The sequence below is a fragment of the Salinimicrobium sp. TH3 genome (assembly GCF_026676115.1).
GTDB lineage: Bacteria > Bacteroidota > Bacteroidia > Flavobacteriales > Flavobacteriaceae > Salinimicrobium.
In genome coordinates, this window is record NZ_JAPONB010000001.1 from 41,287 (window position 1) to 61,406 (window position 20,120).

The following is a 20,120-nucleotide window of genomic DNA, read 5'->3' on the forward strand; positions in this document are numbered from 1 at the left end:
TCCCTGTCAATGTTCATCTTCGGCAGGGAATATTTTTTTAAACAAAACAAATATGAAAAATAAAGGTCTCCTACTACTCTTTACGTTTATTAGTCTTAGCGCTTTTCCCCAAAAATTTGAAGGTCTTGCAGAGACTCCTCCTATGGGTTGGAACAGCTGGAATACTTTTGCCACAGACATAAATGAACAATTGGTTAAAGACGTAGCAGATAAATTTGTTGAACTAGGACTTAAAGATGCCGGATATGAGTACATTGTCCTCGATGATGGCTGGATGGCCATGGAGCGGGATGAGAATGGAGATCTGGTACCCCATCCGGAAAAATTTCCCAACGGAATGAAAGCCGTTGCAGACTACGTACACTCCAAAGGGCTTAAATTCGGTTTATATGGTGATGCCGGAACAAAGACCTGTGCAGGATATCCCGGAAATAGGGGGTATGAATATCAGGATGCCAAAAAATATGCAGAATGGGGTATAGACTTTCTAAAGTACGACTGGTGCAGCACAGGGAAACAGAATGCTGAAGCATCTTATATAACTATGCGTGATGCTCTATATGATGCCGGCAGACCTGTAGTCTTAAGCATTTGTGAATGGGGCGACAATGAGCCGTGGACCTGGGCAGAAGATGTGGGACACATGTGGCGCGTTACCGGTGATATTATCAACTGCTGGGATTGTGAAGTAGGTCATGGTTCATGGTCCTCCTGGGGTATATGGCCTATAATTAATATGCGCGGTAATATTCGAAAAGCAGCAGGTCCCGGTCATTGGAACGATTATGATATGATGGAAGTAGGAAATGGTCTTACTGACGCCGAAAACAGATCTCACTTTGCAATGTGGAGTATACTGGCCTCGCCGTTGATCATGGGCAATGACCTTAGAACAGCCTCAAAAGAAACAATAAAGACTCTTGCCAATAAAGAGGTTGTTGCCGTAAATCAGGACAAACTGGGGCTACCCGGTTTGCGATTTAGTAATGAAGAAGATTTTGAAATTTGGGTGAAGCCGCTTGCTGACGGAGAGTGGGCTATGGCTTTCGTAAACATGGCAGAAGAACCAAGGAACCTGGATTTCGACTGGAACAGGCATCAAATTGGAGATGATCTGAACAACAGACGCCTGGATGTGAAGAATAAAAAGTATAAAATTCGCGATCTGTATAATCATAAAGAGATAGGCGACACAGGTAATAATCTCAAAGCGACTATAGGCTCTCATGATGTTCTAATGGTACGCCTTAGAGAATAATATTATCATAAGTAGTAGTAAAAATGACCCCGGAACTTCACCGGGGTCATTTGATTTTATAAGTAAAGACAGAAAATATCAGTTTTCCTCTTTCAGCATCTTAAGCACGTTCTGCAGTGCCCGGAAATTATGGTAAGCAGCTTTCCAGATGTGTCCTTTCAGGTCGTCTTTTGCTTGGGGAGTTTGATCCAGCCCCCATTCATACCAGCCCCCGTATTCATCATCCATAATATAGGTTTGAATATAATCCCACTGCTCTTCAAAGTAGCGCCTGTAATTCCTTTCATCTTCAGGAAAAAGTTGGCTCATTATAAACAAGGTATTCAATCCTTCGGCCTGAGCCCACCAGTTCTTCTTACTGTTTACAATGCTTATTTCTTTTTCATCCGGAAAATAATATCCGCCGTCGTAGAACCCGCCCACTTCCTGGTCCCACCCGGTGCTAAGGGAATGATCTACCATTTTTTTCCCTTTTTGAAGAGTAACTGAATCATTTTCCAGTCCCAGGGCATGGGAAGCTTCCAGCATCAGGTAAGCTGTTTCCACGTCATGCCCGAAAGAGACGTGGTCCAGGTAATAATGCCTTTTAATTTCCTCTTTTGTTTTATCCTTAAAACTTACAGGTGTCCAGTCCTGCTCAAAAAACAGGTTCATATGTCCTTTGTCGGTAGTAATGGTGTCGCGGATCAATATCAGTAATTCCTCCAGACGCTCCCGCAGTAATTCATCCGGCCATACTTCGTATAAGGTGGTGAAGGCTTCAAGAAGGTGAATGGAACTGTTCTGGTCCTTATATCCAACATCAGATGTGGAAGGCCATTCGCTTGTGCGCTTGATTGTAGTTCCGTCTATTTCAAGGGTATTAAAATACCCTTTGTGTTCGGGATCATGCGCCATTTTCTCTAACCAATAAAAGGCATCTTTTGCCAGTTCTAAAGCCTCTTCGTTCCCGGAGGCGCGATAGTATTCGGCCAGACCGTAAATGGCAAAAGCATTTCCGTAGGCAGTTTTTTCCTGTCCCTTTTGTAAAACAGGTTCTCCTTCTTTTGTTACCAGATTATGAAAACCGCCGTGAACAGAATCCCACATCTTATCACGCAAAAATTGAAATCCATGTTCTGAGTAGTCCAGGTATGTCTGGTTTTCAGGATAAAATCCTGCAGCTTTTGCATTGGTCCAAATGTGCCGTGCCTGGGTCACGATCATTTTGTCATGCTTTTCCCCAATTTTAAAATCTTGGGTTATTTGACTGTAATAGCCGCCATCATCATGATCTAGTGCCAGAGGATACCACTTATCCATTAGCTGCTCCTTTGCAGCATATCCTAGTTCCTGTACCAGAATTTGATTGTCGGGGCTTTCAGATTTTTGACTGGTGCCACATCCTGTAAAAATTAAAGCTGAAAAAAAGAAATAAAGTAAAGCTCTCATCATAATTTCCATTATTAGGACTAAAGATAAAATATTCGGTGAGACCCTGCTCCGGCTGAAAGAATACTACCTGAAATCGACAAAAAAGTATTAAATCAAAATTCCTTTAAAGGCATATTTTTAAGGTTCAAACTGCAAACTATGAAGATCTACCTTCAATTCTTTTTCTGTCTTTTTTTTCTGAGTGCATTTGCTCAGGAAAGTTCTGATACTACCGATGTCTTTAGAATAAACGAACAGGAATATCTTGAAAGACGTGGCGCAAATGTGATGCTGGCTCATGATTTCTACCCCGAAAGTCATCAGGGAGGCGTAGGAATTATCCAGAACGGGATCAGAGTAGCTACAAACGGAGATCTTCGGCTGGAGCCTGCACCCGGCCAGTGGCAGCCGGTACCAAAAGTAGGGGAAAGACAGGTAGATCGGCAAACAGGTGAAATAAGTGTCGACATGAGCTATCCCGATCCTTCCAAAGACCGGGTGGGATTTAACCCGATCATTTATCCTGATCTGGACATGGCTTATACGCTCAAAGTTCTTCCGGAAGGAAAGTCCTTCAGGATTGTGGTCGATCTGGAAAAGCCACTTCCGGAGGAATGGGTTGGTAAAGTGGGAATGAACATTGAGCTTTTTCCGGCGATCCTTTTCGGAAAATCATATTATATGGGAGATGAATTTGGAATATTTAACCTGCAGGCAAATGGTCCGGGGTTTTACACTGAAGACGGAGAATACCGTCTTGAGCCAATGGCGACCGGGAAAGAACTTACCGTAGCACCCGAAGACCCGAGACAAACCATAACTATACGCAATCTTAAGGATAACAATCTGGAACTTCTTGACGGCCGTGCCATTCACAGCAACGGCTGGTTCATTGTTCGTTCTCTGGTCCCTGCCAATGCTACAGAGAATGCGATAGAATGGTTGATCACTCCAAACGTTATTGAGAATTTTACCTATGAGCCTGTGGTGCAGGTTTCCCAGGTGGGATATCATCCTGCCCAGGAAAAAATAGCCGTTGTTGAGACTGATAAGAAGGATACAGACCTCAAAGAAATTAAGCTTCTGAAAGTAAAATCCGATGGAGGTTTTGCTGAAGTTATCTCTCAAAAACCTGAATTATGGGGGGATTTTGTGAGGTACAGGTATTATCAGCTGGATTTTACCAACATTACAGATCCGGGAATGTATGTTCTGGAATATGGAGATTACACAACTGAGCCTTTTCAGATCAGCCGGGAGGTCTATAAGAAAGATGTCTGGCAGCCAACGCTGGAGTATTTCCTTCCGGTGCAAATGTGTCATATGCGGGTGAACGACCGCTACAAGGTATGGCATGGGCTGTGTCACATGGATGACGCGCGAATGGCGCCGACAGATCTTAACCATTTTGACGGATACCTCCAGGGTAGTGAAACCCTGACCAAATATGAACCGGGAGAGCATGTACCGCGGCTGAACCAGGGTGCCTGGCATGACGCGGGAGATTATGATTTACGAATAGAGTCCCAGGCCGCAACAGTGCAGGGCTTATCTCACATCTATGAGATATTTCAGGAAAAGTATGACAACACCAGCATTGATCAGGAAACAAGAATTGTGGAGATCCTGCGACCCGACGGGAAGCCGGATATTCTTCAGCAGATAGAACACGGGTTGCTTTCCATCGTTGGAGGCTATGAATCCCTCGGAAGGTTTTACCGCGGAATTATTGTACCCACTAACAGACAGTATATTTTACTTGGAGATCCCGTCACCCACAGCGACAATGTGCCGTTTTCCAATGATCCCGAAGATGAGGATATTCCCATAGGTCTTAAAGGTGCACCGGATGACCGATGGGTGTTCACAGAAAATAATCCTGCAAGAGAACTGGATGCTGCTGCAGGTTTGGCAGCTGCAGCCAGAGTGATGAAGGATTTCAACCCGGACCTTGCCCGGCGGAGTTTGAGGATTTCGGAAGAGATCTGGAGCATTACCGATACTGATAATCAGCTTCAAAAAGTGATGCTGGCAGTGGAACTTTTAAGAACTACAAAGGAGAAAAAATATTCAGATTTTCTTGTAGCCAATACTAATCTTATTGCCGAAAACATTGCTAACACAGGTTGGATCGTGGGTCCCGCTCTTCCTTTGATCAACAACAAAAACTTTAAGCAGAAAATCAGAGGCGCTGTAAAATTGCATTTACAGACCGTTCAGGAAGAGGAAAAAAAGACGCCCTACGGCATGCCTTATGAGCCGGGCATTTGGGGTGCAGGCTGGGGAATTCAGAATTTTGGTGTAAAACAATACTATTTCCACACCAGCTATCCTGATATTTTCCCTGCCAAATTCATGTTGAGCGCCATGAACTTTGTCCTGGGAGTTCATCCTGGGGTTAATACCTCTTCCTTTGCCTCCGGTGTAGGTTCAAGATCCTTGACTCAGGCATACGGAGTAAACAGAGGGGATTTTTCTCATATTCCGGGAGGAATTGGATCGGGAACGGCCTTAATTCGTCCTGATTTTCCTGAACTGCTCGAATGGCCGTTCCTGTGGCAACAAACTGAATATGTTTTAGGTGGTGGAACTACGGATTATCTGTTTCTGGTCCTCGCGGCAGATAAGTTGCTGAACGAAAAATAGAGCATGCTGAAAATACCATTTTTGAAACATTAGTTACAGGTTAATTAATCCTGAAGAAATAAAAAACAAATGATGAAACTTAACCTACAGCACAACTACATTAAAACCCTCTTGAAGACCTCCGCTGTTTTAGCAGTAGCCTTGATTCCCTTTAATTCGAATGCTCAGGCGGAATTTACAACCTGGGGGAATATGACAGGAATCCGGGTAGACAATCAGTTGATGAAGTTCAACAGCAGTCTGGCCGTGGAAAATCAATGGGGTGACACCTGGCGTACCCGGAAAGAAGGGCAGGATATAGAGTTTAAAAGAGAAGGATCAAAAAAGATCTTCTCCTATGGAATGGGAGATTTACAATGGACAAAATCTATTGAAACTCTGGAAGACGCAAAGGCCGAAGTGGAGGTAGTGTTCAGTTCTCCAAAAGATACTTTAATCAACGGAGCTTTTTTTACTATTGATCTCCCGGAGGAATTTGGACCTGAAACAACTTTTAGCTTCATTAACCAGGGAAATGTCGGCCTAAAGGATCTGAAATCCGGCGCCACAAAAGCAGATTATAAAGCTCCGGCACAGGGTATGACCATTCAATCTCCAAGCCGCAAACTTGAAATAACCTTTGTAAGGCCTGCGGAAGTGACTATTAACCGGGAGGGGACGCCTACTGGGAATATCAGGGTCAATATTGCCCTGGCTTCAGGAGAGATCGAGGCTAATGAGATTTACAGAAATAGTTTTGTAATAACCGTTTCCGGAGAAATAGATAAAAGTCCGGTGGCTATAAAAATTTATCCGGAGCAGGAAGGAAAAGCCTTTGATGGAATTGGGGGAAACTTCAGACTTCAAAATGCAGCGACAGATCCGCAGGTAATTGACTACATTTTGGAGAACCTGAACGTTACCTGGGGAAGAGTAGAAATGCCGTGGCAATTCTGGCACCAGAATGAAAATGAAGATCCGTTGGAGGAGGCTAGAAATGGAAATCTTCATCCAAAGGTTAAAGCCGCAATGGAAATGGCGCAACGACTCCACCAAATGGATATGCCGGTGATGCTCGCGGCCTGGTTTCCGCCCGATTGGGCTATTATTGGTGAACGTTTTAAAGGAAAACGACCTGACGGCAGTATGGGCAATAAGCTGGATCTTACCAAAAGCGACAAGATCTATAAGTCACTGGTGTTCTATATTAAATTTCTGCAAGAGGAGTACGGCGTCGAAACCGTCATGTTCTCCTTTAATGAATCTGATTTAGGTATTGATGTTCAGCAAACCGATGTAGAGCATAATGAATTAATAAAAGAAATGGGTGCTTTATTAAGGACGGAAGGGCTGCAAACAGAATTTCTTCTGGGAGACACGGCCGATGCGAACGGCTGGGACTTTACCACCCTTGCCTCCACAGATCCTGAAAGTCTGCCATACATTGGCGGAGTTTCCTTCCACTCCTGGAGGGGTTATACAGAAGAGAACCTTTTAAAATGGCGGGATATATCGAACAGAGTCGGGGAGCCGCTTTTCATTGGAGAAGGAAGTATCGATGCCGGAGCGTGGAGATATCCGCAGATCTTTGAGGAACCGACCTATGCTCTGGAAGAAATAGATGTATACGTTAAAATGATGGACATCGCTCAGCCGCTTTCTATCCTTCAATGGCAGCTCACGGCAGATTACTCGGTCATGTCAGGGGGAGGAATATTTGGAAATAATGAAGATAAATTATACCCAACGCAGCGCTTCTTTAACCTCAAACAACTCAGTAACACGCCCGAGGGTTTATTTTACATCCCGATCACCGTTGATAAAGAAGGAGTGAGAGCAGCCGCTTTGGGAGACAAAACAATAGGGAGCTACGCGATTCATATGGTTAACAAAGGTGCCACGAGAAAAGTCAGACTCGCCGGACTTCCAAAAGATATTAAATCAATGAACCTGTACATCACTAACAAGGACGCTTCTTTTATGAAATCAAAAAATGTAAAGGTTCAGAATGGAAATGCAGAGTTTGAACTGGAAGGCGCAAGTTTTATTTCTCTTTTTAGCAACACAAATTGAAATTTAACCTCATTTTATACATCTGTGGTTCAATAAAATTCACAATGAAAGACTTTTATCTGCCCCTGATCGGACTGTTTCTGTTCCTTCACCCATTGATGGCCGAAGCACAGAACACCGTCAAACTACTTCCTTCTGAAGATGCTCCCAAAATAAGCCGACATATTTACGGCCATTTCGCAGAACATCTCGGCCGCGGAATCTATGACGGGTTGTACGTGGGAGAAGACAGTGAGATCCCCAATACAGCGGGGGTTAGAAATGATCTGATCGAGGCATTGAAGAGGATAAAAATTCCCAATCTGAGATGGCCCGGAGGCTGTTTTGCTGATACATACCACTGGAAAGACGGAATAGGTCCCAAAGAAGACCGACCAACTGTAGTAAATCAATGGTGGGGTGGAACTACCGAAGATAATAGTTTTGGCACCCACGATTTCCTGAATCTTTGTGAGCAGCTTGGGGCTGAACCTTATTTAGCGGCCAATGTGGGGAGTGGAACAGTAAAAGAGCTTGCGGACTGGGTCCAATATGTCAACCATGGCGGGATTAGTCCCATGGCCGATCTAAGAAAGGAATATGGACGGGAAAAACCCTGGAACGTCAAATATTGGGGAGTTGGGAACGAAATGTGGGGATGTGGTGGTAATATGACTGCGGAATATTACGCCAATCTTTATAAGCAGTATGCAACGTTCATGGCAGACTGGAGTGATTCTTCAGACCTTTATAGAATAGCCTCCGGAGCCAGCGATGACGACTATCACTGGACAGAAGTTTTAATGCGGGAGGTGCCAAAACATTTAATTGAGGGAGTGGCTTTGCACTATTATGCGGTAATCGACTGGAATAATAAAGGTACAGACATTGGTTTTAGTGAGGAGCAGTATTTCCAGACGATGCAGAGAGCTCTTAAAATGGAGGAGCTAATAGAAAAGCACGTTGCCGTAATGAACAAATATGATCCTGAAAAACAAATAGATCTTGTTGTAGATGAATGGGGAGGCTGGTATGATGTGGAAGGGAAACCCCAATTGGGGGTTCTTTTTCAGCAAAGTACCATGCGGGATGCGATGATCGCAGGTGCCACCCTGAACATCTTTAACAACCACAGCGATCGTGTAAAAATGGCAAACCTTGCTCAGACAGTCAACGTACTCCAGGCAGTAGCATTAACTGAAGGTGAAAAAATGCTGCTCACTCCCACCTATCATGTGCTGGAGATGTATACGGTTCATCATGATTCTCAATTGATTCCCGTAGAAATCATTTCTCCTGAGTTTATTTACAATGGTGAGTCCTTACCCGCTTTGTCGGTTTCAGCCTCCCGTGGAGATGACGGGAATGTAAATATTTCGCTCGTAAATATCGATTCCAGGAAGGGTCATAATGTTACCATAGATGTCAGTAACCTGGAGATTGAAACTTTGAAAGCTCGGATCCTTACATCCGAAGAACTTCAGGATCATAACACTTTTGAAAAGCCAGACGAGATTGCGCCGGCTTCTTTTTCAGGTTTTAGCATCCGGGGAGACGAACTTGAAGTAGCTTTACCACCATTTTCTGTGGTAGTGCTTAGTGAAGAATAAATTATATTCTCACAGTTTTACTGCAGTACAAATACTTCCAGAATTTTGGAAGAGAGAATCACAGCTACTGCTTTACATCCTCCAATAGCCACTCTTCAACTTGCTTATCTTCCTCCTGATGATGTAATACCGAAATATCGCCTGTAGTTTCAAAAACTACTGCCTTTACCTGTGACAGGCTTATTACATTTGCTTCCCGCAGTTTTGCACGCAGGTCCCCTTTTGTAACCCTGGCCTTTTTCAAATTTTCTTCCAGAACCTCTGACCCGTTCATTAATAGAAAAGGTTTATTCTCTACAATAAGTCCAAAAGAAGGAAACCTTCTAAAGTAAGCGACCAACTGTTGCAGAAGGTAGATTGATGCCAAACCAATAATTCCCGTTGTGAGGCTTACAGAAGCTAAAAGAAGCGTACTGCCTACAATAGATCCAATTGCGATAGTCATAGCAAAATCAAAACTCGACATCTTGGAAAAACTACGTTTCCCAGCGATCCTGGTGAAAAGGATCACCGTAAAATAAATGCCAACTGCCGATAAAAATACAGCCAGTAAAGATCCTGCTGATACGCCGAAGTATTTATCCATATCCAAAAGTTTTATTCCAAGATAGTAATTCTAATGTTCAATGGGACAAGTCTTGGAGAGGTCTATGGCTAACTTAATATGTTGAACAGACAGATTGATATATGTCATGGATTAAAATGTCACTGCTCCTTAATTTTAGGTTCTCTATTCTCATAAAATGGTTTTAAGAAAGAAAAGAGCATTACTTGCTACTTTTAGTGCAGTGTTCTTCGGGATTGTTCTCTGGTATTTTTCCTTCCCAACGACTGGAATCAAACATAATTTCCAGCCCCTGCTGGTCTATGGCAGCCAGGTATTTTCTGTAGCGGGCTATACCCTTTTTTCCCTCTCATTTGTGTTTTCAGTAAGACATAAAGTATTGGACAGGCTTTTTGGAGGACTGGATAAACTATATCACTTACACCACAGTACAGGAAAACTTGCATTTTTCGTTTTGTTGATTCATCCTTTACTTCTTGCGCTAAGATGGATTCCCGAAAACAATGAAAAAGCATTGACATACTTTCTTCCTTTGCACCGGAAACCGGAAATAGACCTGGGCAGTTGGTCTTTGTTAGGACTAACCCTTTTAATCCTGTTAACTATTGTGATCAAATTGCCATACGATAGATGGAAGGTTACCCATAAATTCATGGGTCTTTTTTATGTGCTGGGAATTATGCATGTATTTTACATCGATTCTTTTTTTGAACAAAACACGCTTCTGGCTGTTTACCTGTTGTTGTTCTCTGTGTTAGGAGTACTTGCTTTCCTCTATATGTCGATTTTCTACGGAATATTCTCTAAAAAACATCATTTTGAAGTAAAAGAAATTACCCGTCACAGCTCCCGGATTATGGAAATATCTCTTGTTCCTCAGAATACGAAACTGGATTTTATTCCGGGACAATTCTGCTTCTTCCGGTTTAAACAAAAAGGTATTAGCAGGGAAAGCCATCCCTATACCATTTGTAGCACATCATCAAATTCTTCTATAGAAATACTTGTGAAGGATCTCGGTGACTATACCACTAAACTCCATAACCTTCTTAAGACAGGTACACCTGCCATCTTGGATGGACCTTACGGGTGTTTTAATTTTAGGCAGGGAAGTGAAAAACAAATTTGGATTGCCGGTGGGGTGGGAATAGCCCCTTTTATAAGTTGGGCTGCAGAATTGAATTCAGCGGAAAATACAGAGCTGGAAATTGACCTTTACTATTGCTTTAAGAATAAAAATGACGGTCTCTTTCATGTAGAACTCCAAAAGCTGGAAAAAAAGCATAAGAATTTCCGGATACACAGAATATGTTCAGAAGAGGCAGGTCATTTAAAAGCATCAGACCTCCATCAACCCGAAAAAAAGTCCATTTTTATCTGTGGTCCTAAAAATCTGCGTCAAACTTTAGTGAAGGATTTCCGGACCCTTAGAACTCCCGGAAAGAATATCCATTTCGAGGATTTCGATTTCTCATAATAACGTATATGGAGCCTTAAAGACTGAAGTTAGGCTGAATTTGGAGAGAAATGTTCTCTTTAGCATCATTTTTAAAAACCTCAGCCTTATTAAGATAGCTTCTCCGGAATTTGTCTGTTATCCTTAAATAGTAGTAAATTACTGAGGTTTTAGTTTTCCAATATCTTAAAAACGCATTTATATGAGCTTCGGCAAGATCATAATCTTTTTCTTTTTTATTTCAGCAATCCTTTTCAGTAGTTCCGTCCGGGCACAGGAGGATTCTCTTTTTTTTGAAGAAGGAAAGGAACTCATAGTGGGACTAAATCCCGAACCTCCTTTTGTTATTCAGGGTGAAAATGGCACCTGGGATGGTATCAGTATAAGGCTGTGGCGGGCGGTAGCCGATAGTCTGAATATGACTTATCAATTTGCTGAAGTAAATAAGAGAGGATCGGCTGTAGAAATTCTTAATGGAGATGTTGATGTCCTGCTGCTTGGGGATGTAACCTCAAAATCTGAAGCCGATGTTGACTTCAGCCATATTTATTACACCTCAGAACTTGGTCTGGCTACTTCCGGTTCAATCTCTCTCTCCCGTCTTTCCAAGGCTTTTTTTAATGAGCGTTTCTGGAAAATCGCTCTTGCTTTATCAATCCTATTGCTCATTGTAGGTTCTATTATTTATTTAGTGGAGCGGGGTTCTAATGAAGATCATTTTGGAGGGGATCGCTCTTTGGCTAAGGGAATTGGATCGGGATTTTGGTGGGCAGGAGTGACGATGACCACTATTGGGTACGGAGACAAAGCTCCCGTGACTTTCCTGGGTCGTGCACTCGCATTGATCTGGATGTTGATCGCCATGGCTGTTACTGCCGTTCTTACGGCTTCCCTTGTATCGGTGGTTATGGGTAGTTCTGGGGGCAAAAAAATTGAAGCTCCCGGTGATCTTCGGAATATGAAAATAGCTGCGATAGAAGGTTCTGCTGTTTCACAGTATCTGGATTCAGAAAGAATTGCTTACAAAGCTTTTTCCAATCTTTCAGAAGCTCTAGAGGCGGTAAATAAAAATGATCTTAAAGGGGTGTTTCACACGGTACCGGCATTGAGGTACCATATCAACAATGACCCTGATCTTTCTTTGCGGGTACAGCCACTAAAGCTCGACCCTCACTATTATGCTTTTGCTGTAGCTCCAAAAAGCCCTTTACGGGAGGAAATTAATCTGGGGCTCCTTACTATCCTCAACACTGCCTTATGGCGGCAGGAATTAGATCGTTTCATTCCCGAAAAGAAGTAAATTTAAACCTAAAGAAACCTTAAGATTTCGTGAAATAACTTGCGGTTAACAGTCTACGCAGGTATAAATGAGTAATTTGAGAACATAACCTTAAAAATTATATAGTTATGAAACGTATTTCTTACAATTTATATAGCGGACTTGTAGTTCTGATGTTACTCCTTGCTTCGGGAAATGTTAATGCTCAGGATCAGGAGATGATCATGGACATGGAAAAGAGAGAAGTAATCAAGACTGACGCAATGGACGCGAAAATGGCCTTTATGAGAGCAAATCCTGAATTAGAAGGTATGCTTTCAAATGCAGCAGGATATGCTATTTTCCCTAATGTAGGTAAAGGTGCCTGGATCCTGGGAGGAGCTGCCGGAAACGGTGTAGTTTATGAAAACGGACAAGTAGTCGGATATGCTGAATTAAGACAAATAGATGTTGGATTCCAGTTTGGAGGTAAAGCCTTTAGAGAACTAATCGTATTTGAAACCCAGGAAGCCCTTGACAAATTCAAAGAAGGAAATTTTGAATTTGGCGGTAGTGCTTCTGCAGTGATTTGGGATGAAGGAGCAGGTGAAGCCCTTACTTTTGAAAATGGAGCCGGAGTTGCGATTATGCCAAAAGCCGGACTTATGGCAGGTATTTCTGTAGGTGGTCAGGAGTTTGATTACCGTGCAGTAAATAAATAATATTTTAAAATAGCATTTTTGAAACCGGATCTTTTAGATCCGGTTTTTTTTATGCCTAACACTGGGTAAAATAAGGAAGCTTATGTAACAAAAGTTGCATAAAAAAAGATCTTCAGGTCTTAAATTTACATTGTTATTTAAAACCTTAGTCATGAAGAATTTAGTAATCCTTGGAGCCGGTACTGCAGGTACCATGATGGCTAATCATCTACGTCCAAAATTAAAGAGCTCAGACTGGAATATCACCATTATAGATCAGTATAAAACTCACTATTATCAGCCGGGATTTTTATTCCTTCCTTTTGATATATATACCGAAGATCAGGTGAAGAAAGTCGGGAAAAAGTTTATTCCGAAAGGGGTCAATTACGTTCAGAAAAAGATCGAGCAAATCTTCCCTGAAGATAAAAAGGTAAAGCTGGAAGATGAAACTCTGGACTATGACATTCTTATCATTGCCACCGGCTCAAAAATTGCCCCTGAAGAAGTGGAAGGAATGAAGGGGAAAAACTGGCATAAGAATGTTTTCGACTTCTATACCTATGAGGGAGCACTTGCCCTTAGAAATAAAATTAGAGAGTGGAATGGTGGCCACCTGGTGGTACATATCACCGAAATGCCTATCAAGTGCCCTGTTGCACCCCTGGAATTTGCTTTTCTTGCCGATTCCCATTTTGAAAAGAAAGGCATACGGGATAAAGTTAAGATCACTTATGTTACACCACTTTCCGGAGCCTTTACAAAAGAAAAATGTTCAAAATCCCTCGGTCATCTTCTAAAAGAAAAAAATATCAATTTAGAAATTGACTTTGCGATAGAACGGGTAGATAATGATAACAACAAGATCATTGATTACGCCGGGAGAGAGATTCCCTACGACCTACTGGTAACTGTCCCCACCAATATGGGAGATGAGGTCATAGAAAGATCCGGAATGGGGGATGATCTAAACTTTGTACCAACAGATCACAACACGCTTCAATCAAAGGAATATAAAGATGTTTTCGTCATTGGAGATGCGACAGATGTTCCTGCTTCAAAAGCCGGTTCTGTAGCGCATTTTGAAGCAGAAACCCTTACAGATAATATTCTGCTTTACATCAATGACAAACCTCTAAAACCGGAATTTGACGGGCATGCAAACTGTTTCATTGAAACCGGCAAGAATAAAGCATTGTTGATAGACTTTAATTACAAACAGGAGCCGGTGGAAGGAACTTTTCCGGTCCCGGGTTTAGGTCCTTTAAAACTTCTTAAGGAAAGTGTTTTTAACCACTGGGGAAAATTAGCTTTTAGATGGATCTACTGGAATATGCTTCTTAAAGGAACTCCAATTCCTTTAGTAAGTCGAAATATGAGTACCAAAGGCAAAAAACTATAAGATTTACAATTTAAAATTAAATATCATGGAAACTTTAATTACAGGATCAAACGTAAAAGTAAACGAAGAAGGTTATTTACTTGATTTTTCTCAATGGAACCGGCAGGTTGGAGAAGAAATAGCTCAAAAAGAAGGTATTACTATGACTCCCCGACACTGGGAAGTGATAGAATGGATCCAGGAACAGGTAAAGGCAGATAAGGCCCTGTCTATAAGGGGTATTAAAAAAAGTGGTGTTCTCGATATCAAAGAATTCTACGCTCTTTTCCCCGGAGGACCTTTAAAGATCTCAACCAAGATTGCAGGGGTGCCTAAACCCAAAAGCTGTATCTAATTTAAAACCTACTACAATGAGCAAGACAAAAGTGAAAAAGATGCTCTTCATCTTATCAAAGGCAACCATTGAAAATGTATATGCAGCTTTTATAATGGCGAATGGCGCCAGGATGGAAGGAATAGAATCTGAAATTTTCTTTACCTTCTTTGGTCTGGAAGCCGTACAGAAGAAAAAGTTGAACAAACTACGCGTGGCAACTGTGGGTAATCCTGCCATGCATATGCCTACAATGGTGGGAGGACTTCCCGGGATGGAAGCAATTGCCACTAAAATGATGAAAAAAGAAATGGATAAGCTGGATATGCCTCCGGTAGATGAATTTCTTGAGATCCTTTCGGCTTCTGGGGTAAAACTCTGGGCCTGTAAACTGGCTTATGATATGTTCCATCTTAAAGAAGATGACCTAATCGATGAGCTTGACGGAATTTTGACCATAGGCGATTTTTATAATCGTGCAGATCAGGATGGAGTACAAATGTTATTCATTTAAAGAAAGAATTATAATTTTTGATTCCTGTTTTTCATGATCAGGTTGATAGTGGAGCCGGTTGAGTTTTTCAGCCGGCTTTTTTAAATCCTGCTCAAAAATGCCATTTTTGACTGCTTCTGTTCGTATTTTATTTTGATCCTTTCCAGTTATAAAATATTGTTCTGGGCTTGCTGATCACTGATCACTGCCAACTGGAATCATGCTCCCTGGCCAACATTTTGCATTAATCCGCCGTCCATGACGTAAGTGGAGCCGGTGACATAATCTGAATCTGAGGAAGCAAGGAAAACTGCAAGCTTCCCTATCTCTTCGGGCTTTCCTGCTCTTTTCATTGGGATGTGTTGTACCTGGTCCTCTCTTGTCTTCTTATCCTCAATAGCTTCCTGGTTCATGGGAGTAAGGATCATTCCGGGAGCGATATTATTAACATTGATACCTTCTTCGGCCAGTTCCAGTGCAAGCACCCGGGTGAAATTTCGCACCGCACCTTTGGAAGCACAATATTCTGCAGTGCCGGGAGCAGGAATTTCCTCATGGACCGAACTCACGTTAATAATTTTTCCTTTGCTTTTTTGCTTTTTCAGCTCCTTGATAAACCTTCGGGTGCAAAAGAATGTACCGTAAAGGTTGATTTTTATAGCCTTATCAAAATTCCTGGTTGGCATTTCGGCAACTTTAAAGCCCTGCCCGTCAATGGCGGCATTATTCATAAGGATATTGATCTTTCCAAATTCTTCCAGGGCTTTATCGAACATGCTTTCAACTTCTTTTTCTTCAGAAATATCCACCTTTATAACAATTCCCTTTCTTCCTTCCAGTTCGATTTTTTGAAGGGTTTCTTTGGCACCTTCCTCATCTGTGTGATAAGTTACCACTACATTTGCTCCTTCTTTTGCCAAGGCTATTGCTGAAGCCTGCCCAATTCCCGAGTCAGACCCGGTGATTAGTGCTACCTTTCCATCAAGTTTTCCCATAACTGCTTTTTTTCTGATTTTCAATATCTTATTAAACTAAGCAGGAATTTCGAAAACCAGCGTTAAGGAAACTGTAATATCAATAACCCGATATAGAAATCTAATATTTAAAGTTGAGCATTACGCTTAAACGGTTTCCGTCACCACCGTGATAGAGTCCGATGTTACCCGTTACGGCCAAACCGGCACTTACCCAGACAGAACCACCATAATTGTTGTGCCATTGTTCTGAATCTTCCCCAGGCGTCCAAACCCGGCCGTAATCGAACCCGGCAGTGACACCATAAACAAGGGGAATAAAACTATTTTCCCAAATCCCTAGCGCTGTTCTCAAATCTGTGCTGTGGTAAAATGCCTGTTTTCCATTGAAACGATGATTGCGATATCCCCTAAGGCTGCGGTTTCCCCCTATCGTGGCAGCGTGATAGATTTCATAATCATCTCCAAAGATCACTTCTCCTCCAAGTTTTGATGCAATGACTGCATAGCCGCTGGGAATAAGCGGATAGTTAAAAGAAACGGAAGGTTCCAGGTAAGCAAATTCATTCCCAATACCGTCTATGCTCCTTTTGTAACCTGTGGTAATTAGAACATTCGATCCAAGACTGGGATAGGCTGCGCTGTTTTTGCTGTAGAACTTGTAATTAGCTTCCGCTCCTGCATATAATTGTCTGTCAAAAATGTCATTTTCGGGAGATAAAATTTCACCCAGATAAATATCCCGCTCATATTTTACTTTGAAGGATTCGATCATGGTTCTGAAATCAAATACACTTCCGGCGTCATTTCGCCAAATTAATGAAGGTGAAAAATGCCATTTTTCGATCCTTATGCGGTTGTAGTCTTTACTTACTTCATTGCTGTCGTATTGGCTTTCCGATCCACTTCCGAAGTAATTGAGGGTGTAATTAGGGCTGGTATAGCGGGCGGTAATGCCCAGGTTCCAGTTATTGAAGAGGTGGGCGAACTCTCCCTCATACCGAAGAGAAAATCCATTGGTAGCAAAGTAGTAATTGGCCAAAAGTTCATGTTGTGCCTGGAAAGGGTTGTTCACCAGTCCATACTTCGTCCAGACCGTTTCTGCACCGAGGGTAAAACCGGCATCGGTTTCAAAGTTGACATAGGGCATCGCCTTGAATGTGCTGTACTTGAATTTTTTATAATGGAAGTTGTTGATCTCGTAGGAATCCACCAACAACTTGCGCGATCCCGGCTGTAAAATCTCACTTTCTGAACTTTTAAAGTCGTAGAGCTTTACCTTTCTTTTATTCTGAAAGTCGTACACATCCTTTCCCGGACCTCCCAAAGTTCTTAACCTTACCAGATCATCGCCAGAACCGGTGACACTAAAAGTATCCTCTCCTGCCATGCCGTAGATCCAAATCTCCTCTGTCTCTTCTGAATTATATGTTTTTCTGAAGATCTCTTCGCCTTCAGATATCTGGACGATTTCGGTATTTCCATTTTCCATTCGTGTGATCTTGAAGTTCTCATCTTCATCTGTACCTGTGATCACAGTAAATTCCTGCATGTGCTCGTAGTATTCGCGGGCGATATCCATTAAATTCCCACGACGACCCTTTAGCTTTTGTTTGATTTCCTCGATGCTCTGGTCCTGTGCTGCTGCCGGTAATTCGGCAAAGGCAGCCTCAATTTGTTCATCTGAAATAGTATTTTGAATGAGTTCCACCTGCTTCTCCCATTGTTCCCAGTTACTTTTAAAAAGGATCTGAAGGTCTAAAGGGTAACCAGACCAGTTGAACCATTCCACACTGTCAATATCTTCGTCAAAAGTCTGCATCTTTCGAAGGTTTGGCACCGCAAGCTTAATCAGCCGAATGAGCGGGCCATCATATTTTGAGAAGGATTGATCGCGGTCTCTGGGAATGGGCACATAAAACTTTTCTCCATTTTCTTCATACTCGGCCCAACGCCAGTTGTCCTGGTGACGATCCCAGTCGCCAATCAACATATCAAACAACCTGGCTTTTATATATTCACTTTCATCAACACTGGCCTTAGGATTTTCCCTAAGCTCTTCTAAAAGGTCAAAAGAACTCAAGATCTCCTGTGGTTTCTCGAACTGCGCAAATGATTTGTTCTCACTCCCCGCATGGGCCTGCAATTCATAAAGTTCATCGCCATATTCATCATTATGAATATCCAGTGCAGGCTGGCGCGGCACATAATAGATATCGGGTTTTATGTGGGGCAGGTCAAGAGCTTCAGCAAAATTATCAAGTGCAAATTTTGCATAAGGATGGGAGGTAGTGAAGTAGTCTTTCACCAACCTTTCGGGCAGGGTGTTGTTGATCCTGTCTCCTATATAGGAAGTTGGAAGTAGATCGGCTTGTATGTATTGGGAAGGACTTTTCCTTAGAGCCCTAAGGGTATATTCATTTTCATCTTCATTTATAAACCTGATGGAACGGGATTGTTGCCCCCCTCCTTCTTTTACAGGGGTGAGTCCCCCATGAATGGTATCAAGGAGCAATACGGGAACCTCGATCTTAGTGTTGTAGACCTCCCGGTAGTGGTCCCCCCATAGAAAACGATAGACTCCGCTTTTGCTGGTCTCTTCGGAAGTATAAATGGAAGCCGAAAAGGTATCCTCTAGTTCTTTCCATTTCTCTCCCTCCAGGTCAATTTTGGTATTTCTTTCCCGCGGAATTGTGGTGCTGAATAAAAGCTCTTCAGCTGATTCCTCAACTTTAAAGAATTGCAATTCAGAATTGCCATTTTTGAAGATTGTTAATTTTGCGTAGCCGGGTTCTTCAGAGGCGAAATGACCTTCTCCTTTAGCTTTGGCAGATTCTGTTTTTGCTGCTGTAGCACTTATAATTTGGGGATTTCTGTCGTTGGTGAGATATTGCAGGTTTCGATCATTGCCAGAGATAAAGATCACGTCGTCAAACTGGCTTGCAAGGGTTTCAAGCTTATTGCGTAGTTCGCGATACAAAGGATTATTAAAGTTTTGTCGGGAAAAAGGAAAGACGTTACTCAAAAAGCCCGAAGTCGAGGAACTCAGCACCGGGTGATGCAAAGCCACAATTTTAACCTTCCCAAAATTATCTTTTAACGCATCTTTTACCTCTATAAAAAATCTCTCTTTGGTTCTAATGTCGCAATCCACATTAAAATCACTAGTGCTGTCCCAGTCTTCGAGGTACCATTGTGAATCCAAGGTAATCAGGGCAATCTCTTCATTTATTACAATGTCTTCGACGGGACAACCATCATCTGGTATAAACTCCCGGTCGCTGTTTTCCTGTAAAAAACTTTCCAGGTCGTCCAGACTTTGAGGGGCAGATTCGTTCCATTCGTTTACTCCAGGTACAAAAATGATGTTTCCATTAAAGTTTTTGAGAGGTTGTAAAAGTTCCTTTTTAAGGAATTCCTGTGTCTGTTGCCTTTCTTGATCTCCCTCGGGGTATCCCATTTCTTTTGTGATATTTCCCAAAAGTAGAAGGGAAGCAGAGGAATCATTCCTGGACGCTTGCGAAATTTTTTCAAGTAGAGCAGGAGTGGCCATATCTGCACCCGGTCCTGTATTTGAAAGAATATAAAAGGAACGGGAAATAGCTAAAGAATCGTCTTTTGGTTCCTGTGCAAAGGAAGAAACCGAAAACAAAATGGAGAAAAATAGTTGAATTAAGATAGTTCTGAAAAATAGAATGGGGGATACCATGTTTGGGATCATAAGGAACTTTCAGTTTATGTTTTTCTTTTATAAAATCTAATACCTGGCAAATGTTCCAATTTCTAAAAAAAAGCGCCCATTCTATTGGTATTTAACCCGTTTATAACAATAAAAGCAGGATTTCCTAAAAATACTCCTAAAGCTGAAGGAGAAGAGAAAACTGTTATATGGTTAAACTTGAACTGAGGAAAACTGTTTTTCCTTCAGGTGGATATAAGTTTTATTGGAGCTGCCCAACAGGATAGAATTAAAAGCACCTCAAAAAATTTTCCTAAAGAG

Annotated in this window: 14 protein-coding genes; 10 read left to right on the forward strand and 4 right to left on the reverse strand. The window is 42.1% G+C overall.

Annotation, left to right across the window (positions count from 1 at the left end; translation table 11 throughout):
- Positions 1 to 52: 52 nt before the first annotated feature.
- Positions 53 to 1,258, forward strand: coding sequence for a glycoside hydrolase family 27 protein (locus tag OU683_RS00155; protein ID WP_268133958.1), 1,206 nt, complete (start codon positions 53 to 55; stop codon positions 1,256 to 1,258).
- Between the two features lie 78 nt (positions 1,259 to 1,336).
- Here OU683_RS00155 and OU683_RS00160 read toward each other — a convergent pair whose 3' ends face one another.
- Positions 1,337 to 2,692: an AGE family epimerase/isomerase gene (locus tag OU683_RS00160; protein WP_268133960.1), complete on the reverse strand. Its 1,356-nt coding sequence runs from the start codon at positions 2,690 to 2,692 to the stop codon at positions 1,337 to 1,339.
- A gap of 138 nt (positions 2,693 to 2,830) precedes the next feature.
- Here OU683_RS00160 and OU683_RS00165 point away from each other — a divergent pair, with 138 nt between their 5' ends.
- The 3 genes from OU683_RS00165 (at position 2,831) to OU683_RS00175 (ending at position 8,958) form a co-directional block, all read left to right on the forward strand.
- Positions 2,831 to 5,317, forward strand: a complete 2,487-nt coding sequence (locus tag OU683_RS00165) for a glycoside hydrolase family 9 protein (protein ID WP_268133962.1) — start codon at positions 2,831 to 2,833, stop codon at positions 5,315 to 5,317.
- A 69-nt stretch (positions 5,318 to 5,386) separates the two neighbouring features.
- Positions 5,387 to 7,369, forward strand: a complete 1,983-nt coding sequence (locus OU683_RS00170; protein WP_268133964.1) for a hypothetical protein — start codon at positions 5,387 to 5,389, stop codon at positions 7,367 to 7,369.
- Between the two features lie 44 nt (positions 7,370 to 7,413).
- Positions 7,414 to 8,958, forward strand: a complete 1,545-nt coding sequence (locus OU683_RS00175; RefSeq protein WP_326493537.1) for an alpha-N-arabinofuranosidase — start codon at positions 7,414 to 7,416, stop codon at positions 8,956 to 8,958.
- Between the two features lie 64 nt (positions 8,959 to 9,022).
- On the opposite strand, the gene OU683_RS00180 is transcribed toward OU683_RS00175, so the two are convergent.
- Positions 9,023 to 9,544 carry a DUF421 domain-containing protein gene (locus OU683_RS00180; RefSeq protein ID WP_268133966.1) on the reverse strand — a complete coding sequence of 174 codons (522 nt, stop codon included), beginning with the start codon at positions 9,542 to 9,544 and terminating at the stop codon, positions 9,023 to 9,025.
- A gap of 157 nt (positions 9,545 to 9,701) precedes the next feature.
- On the opposite strand from OU683_RS00180, the gene OU683_RS00185 reads away from it, so the two are divergent.
- The 6 genes from OU683_RS00185 (at position 9,702) to OU683_RS00210 (ending at position 15,167) form a co-directional block, all read left to right on the forward strand.
- Positions 9,702 to 11,000: a ferredoxin reductase family protein gene (locus tag OU683_RS00185; RefSeq protein WP_268133968.1), complete on the forward strand. Its 1,299-nt coding sequence runs from the start codon at positions 9,702 to 9,704 to the stop codon at positions 10,998 to 11,000.
- A gap of 181 nt (positions 11,001 to 11,181) precedes the next feature.
- Positions 11,182 to 12,279, forward strand: a complete 1,098-nt coding sequence (locus tag OU683_RS00190) for an ion channel (RefSeq protein ID WP_268133970.1) — start codon at positions 11,182 to 11,184, stop codon at positions 12,277 to 12,279.
- 107 nt (positions 12,280 to 12,386) lie between these two features.
- Positions 12,387 to 12,959: a lipid-binding SYLF domain-containing protein gene (locus OU683_RS00195; RefSeq protein ID WP_268133972.1), complete on the forward strand. Its 573-nt coding sequence runs from the start codon at positions 12,387 to 12,389 to the stop codon at positions 12,957 to 12,959.
- 151 nt (positions 12,960 to 13,110) lie between these two features.
- The gene (sqr, locus tag OU683_RS00200) at positions 13,111 to 14,340 is read left to right on the forward strand and encodes a type III sulfide quinone reductase, selenoprotein subtype (protein ID WP_268133974.1); all 1,230 of its coding nucleotides are present in this window, start codon (positions 13,111 to 13,113) and stop codon (positions 14,338 to 14,340) included.
- A 25-nt stretch (positions 14,341 to 14,365) separates the two neighbouring features.
- Positions 14,366 to 14,674 carry a TusE/DsrC/DsvC family sulfur relay protein gene (locus OU683_RS00205; RefSeq protein ID WP_268133976.1) on the forward strand — a complete coding sequence of 103 codons (309 nt, stop codon included), beginning with the start codon at positions 14,366 to 14,368 and terminating at the stop codon, positions 14,672 to 14,674.
- A 16-nt stretch (positions 14,675 to 14,690) separates the two neighbouring features.
- Positions 14,691 to 15,167 (forward strand): DsrE/DsrF/DrsH-like family protein, encoded by a 477-nt coding sequence (locus OU683_RS00210; RefSeq protein WP_228913987.1) that lies wholly within the window; start codon positions 14,691 to 14,693, stop codon positions 15,165 to 15,167.
- A 197-nt stretch (positions 15,168 to 15,364) separates the two neighbouring features.
- On the opposite strand, the gene OU683_RS00215 is transcribed toward OU683_RS00210, so the two are convergent.
- Both OU683_RS00215 and OU683_RS00220 read right to left on the reverse strand, forming a co-directional pair.
- A complete protein-coding gene (locus OU683_RS00215) occupies positions 15,365 to 16,141 on the reverse strand; it encodes an SDR family NAD(P)-dependent oxidoreductase (protein WP_268133981.1) in 777 nt (258 codons plus the stop codon).
- 100 nt (positions 16,142 to 16,241) lie between these two features.
- Positions 16,242 to 19,841 carry a bifunctional metallophosphoesterase/BamA family protein gene (locus OU683_RS00220; protein ID WP_268133983.1) on the reverse strand — a complete coding sequence of 1,200 codons (3,600 nt, stop codon included), beginning with the start codon at positions 19,839 to 19,841 and terminating at the stop codon, positions 16,242 to 16,244.
- Positions 19,842 to 20,120: the final 279 nt, after the last annotated feature.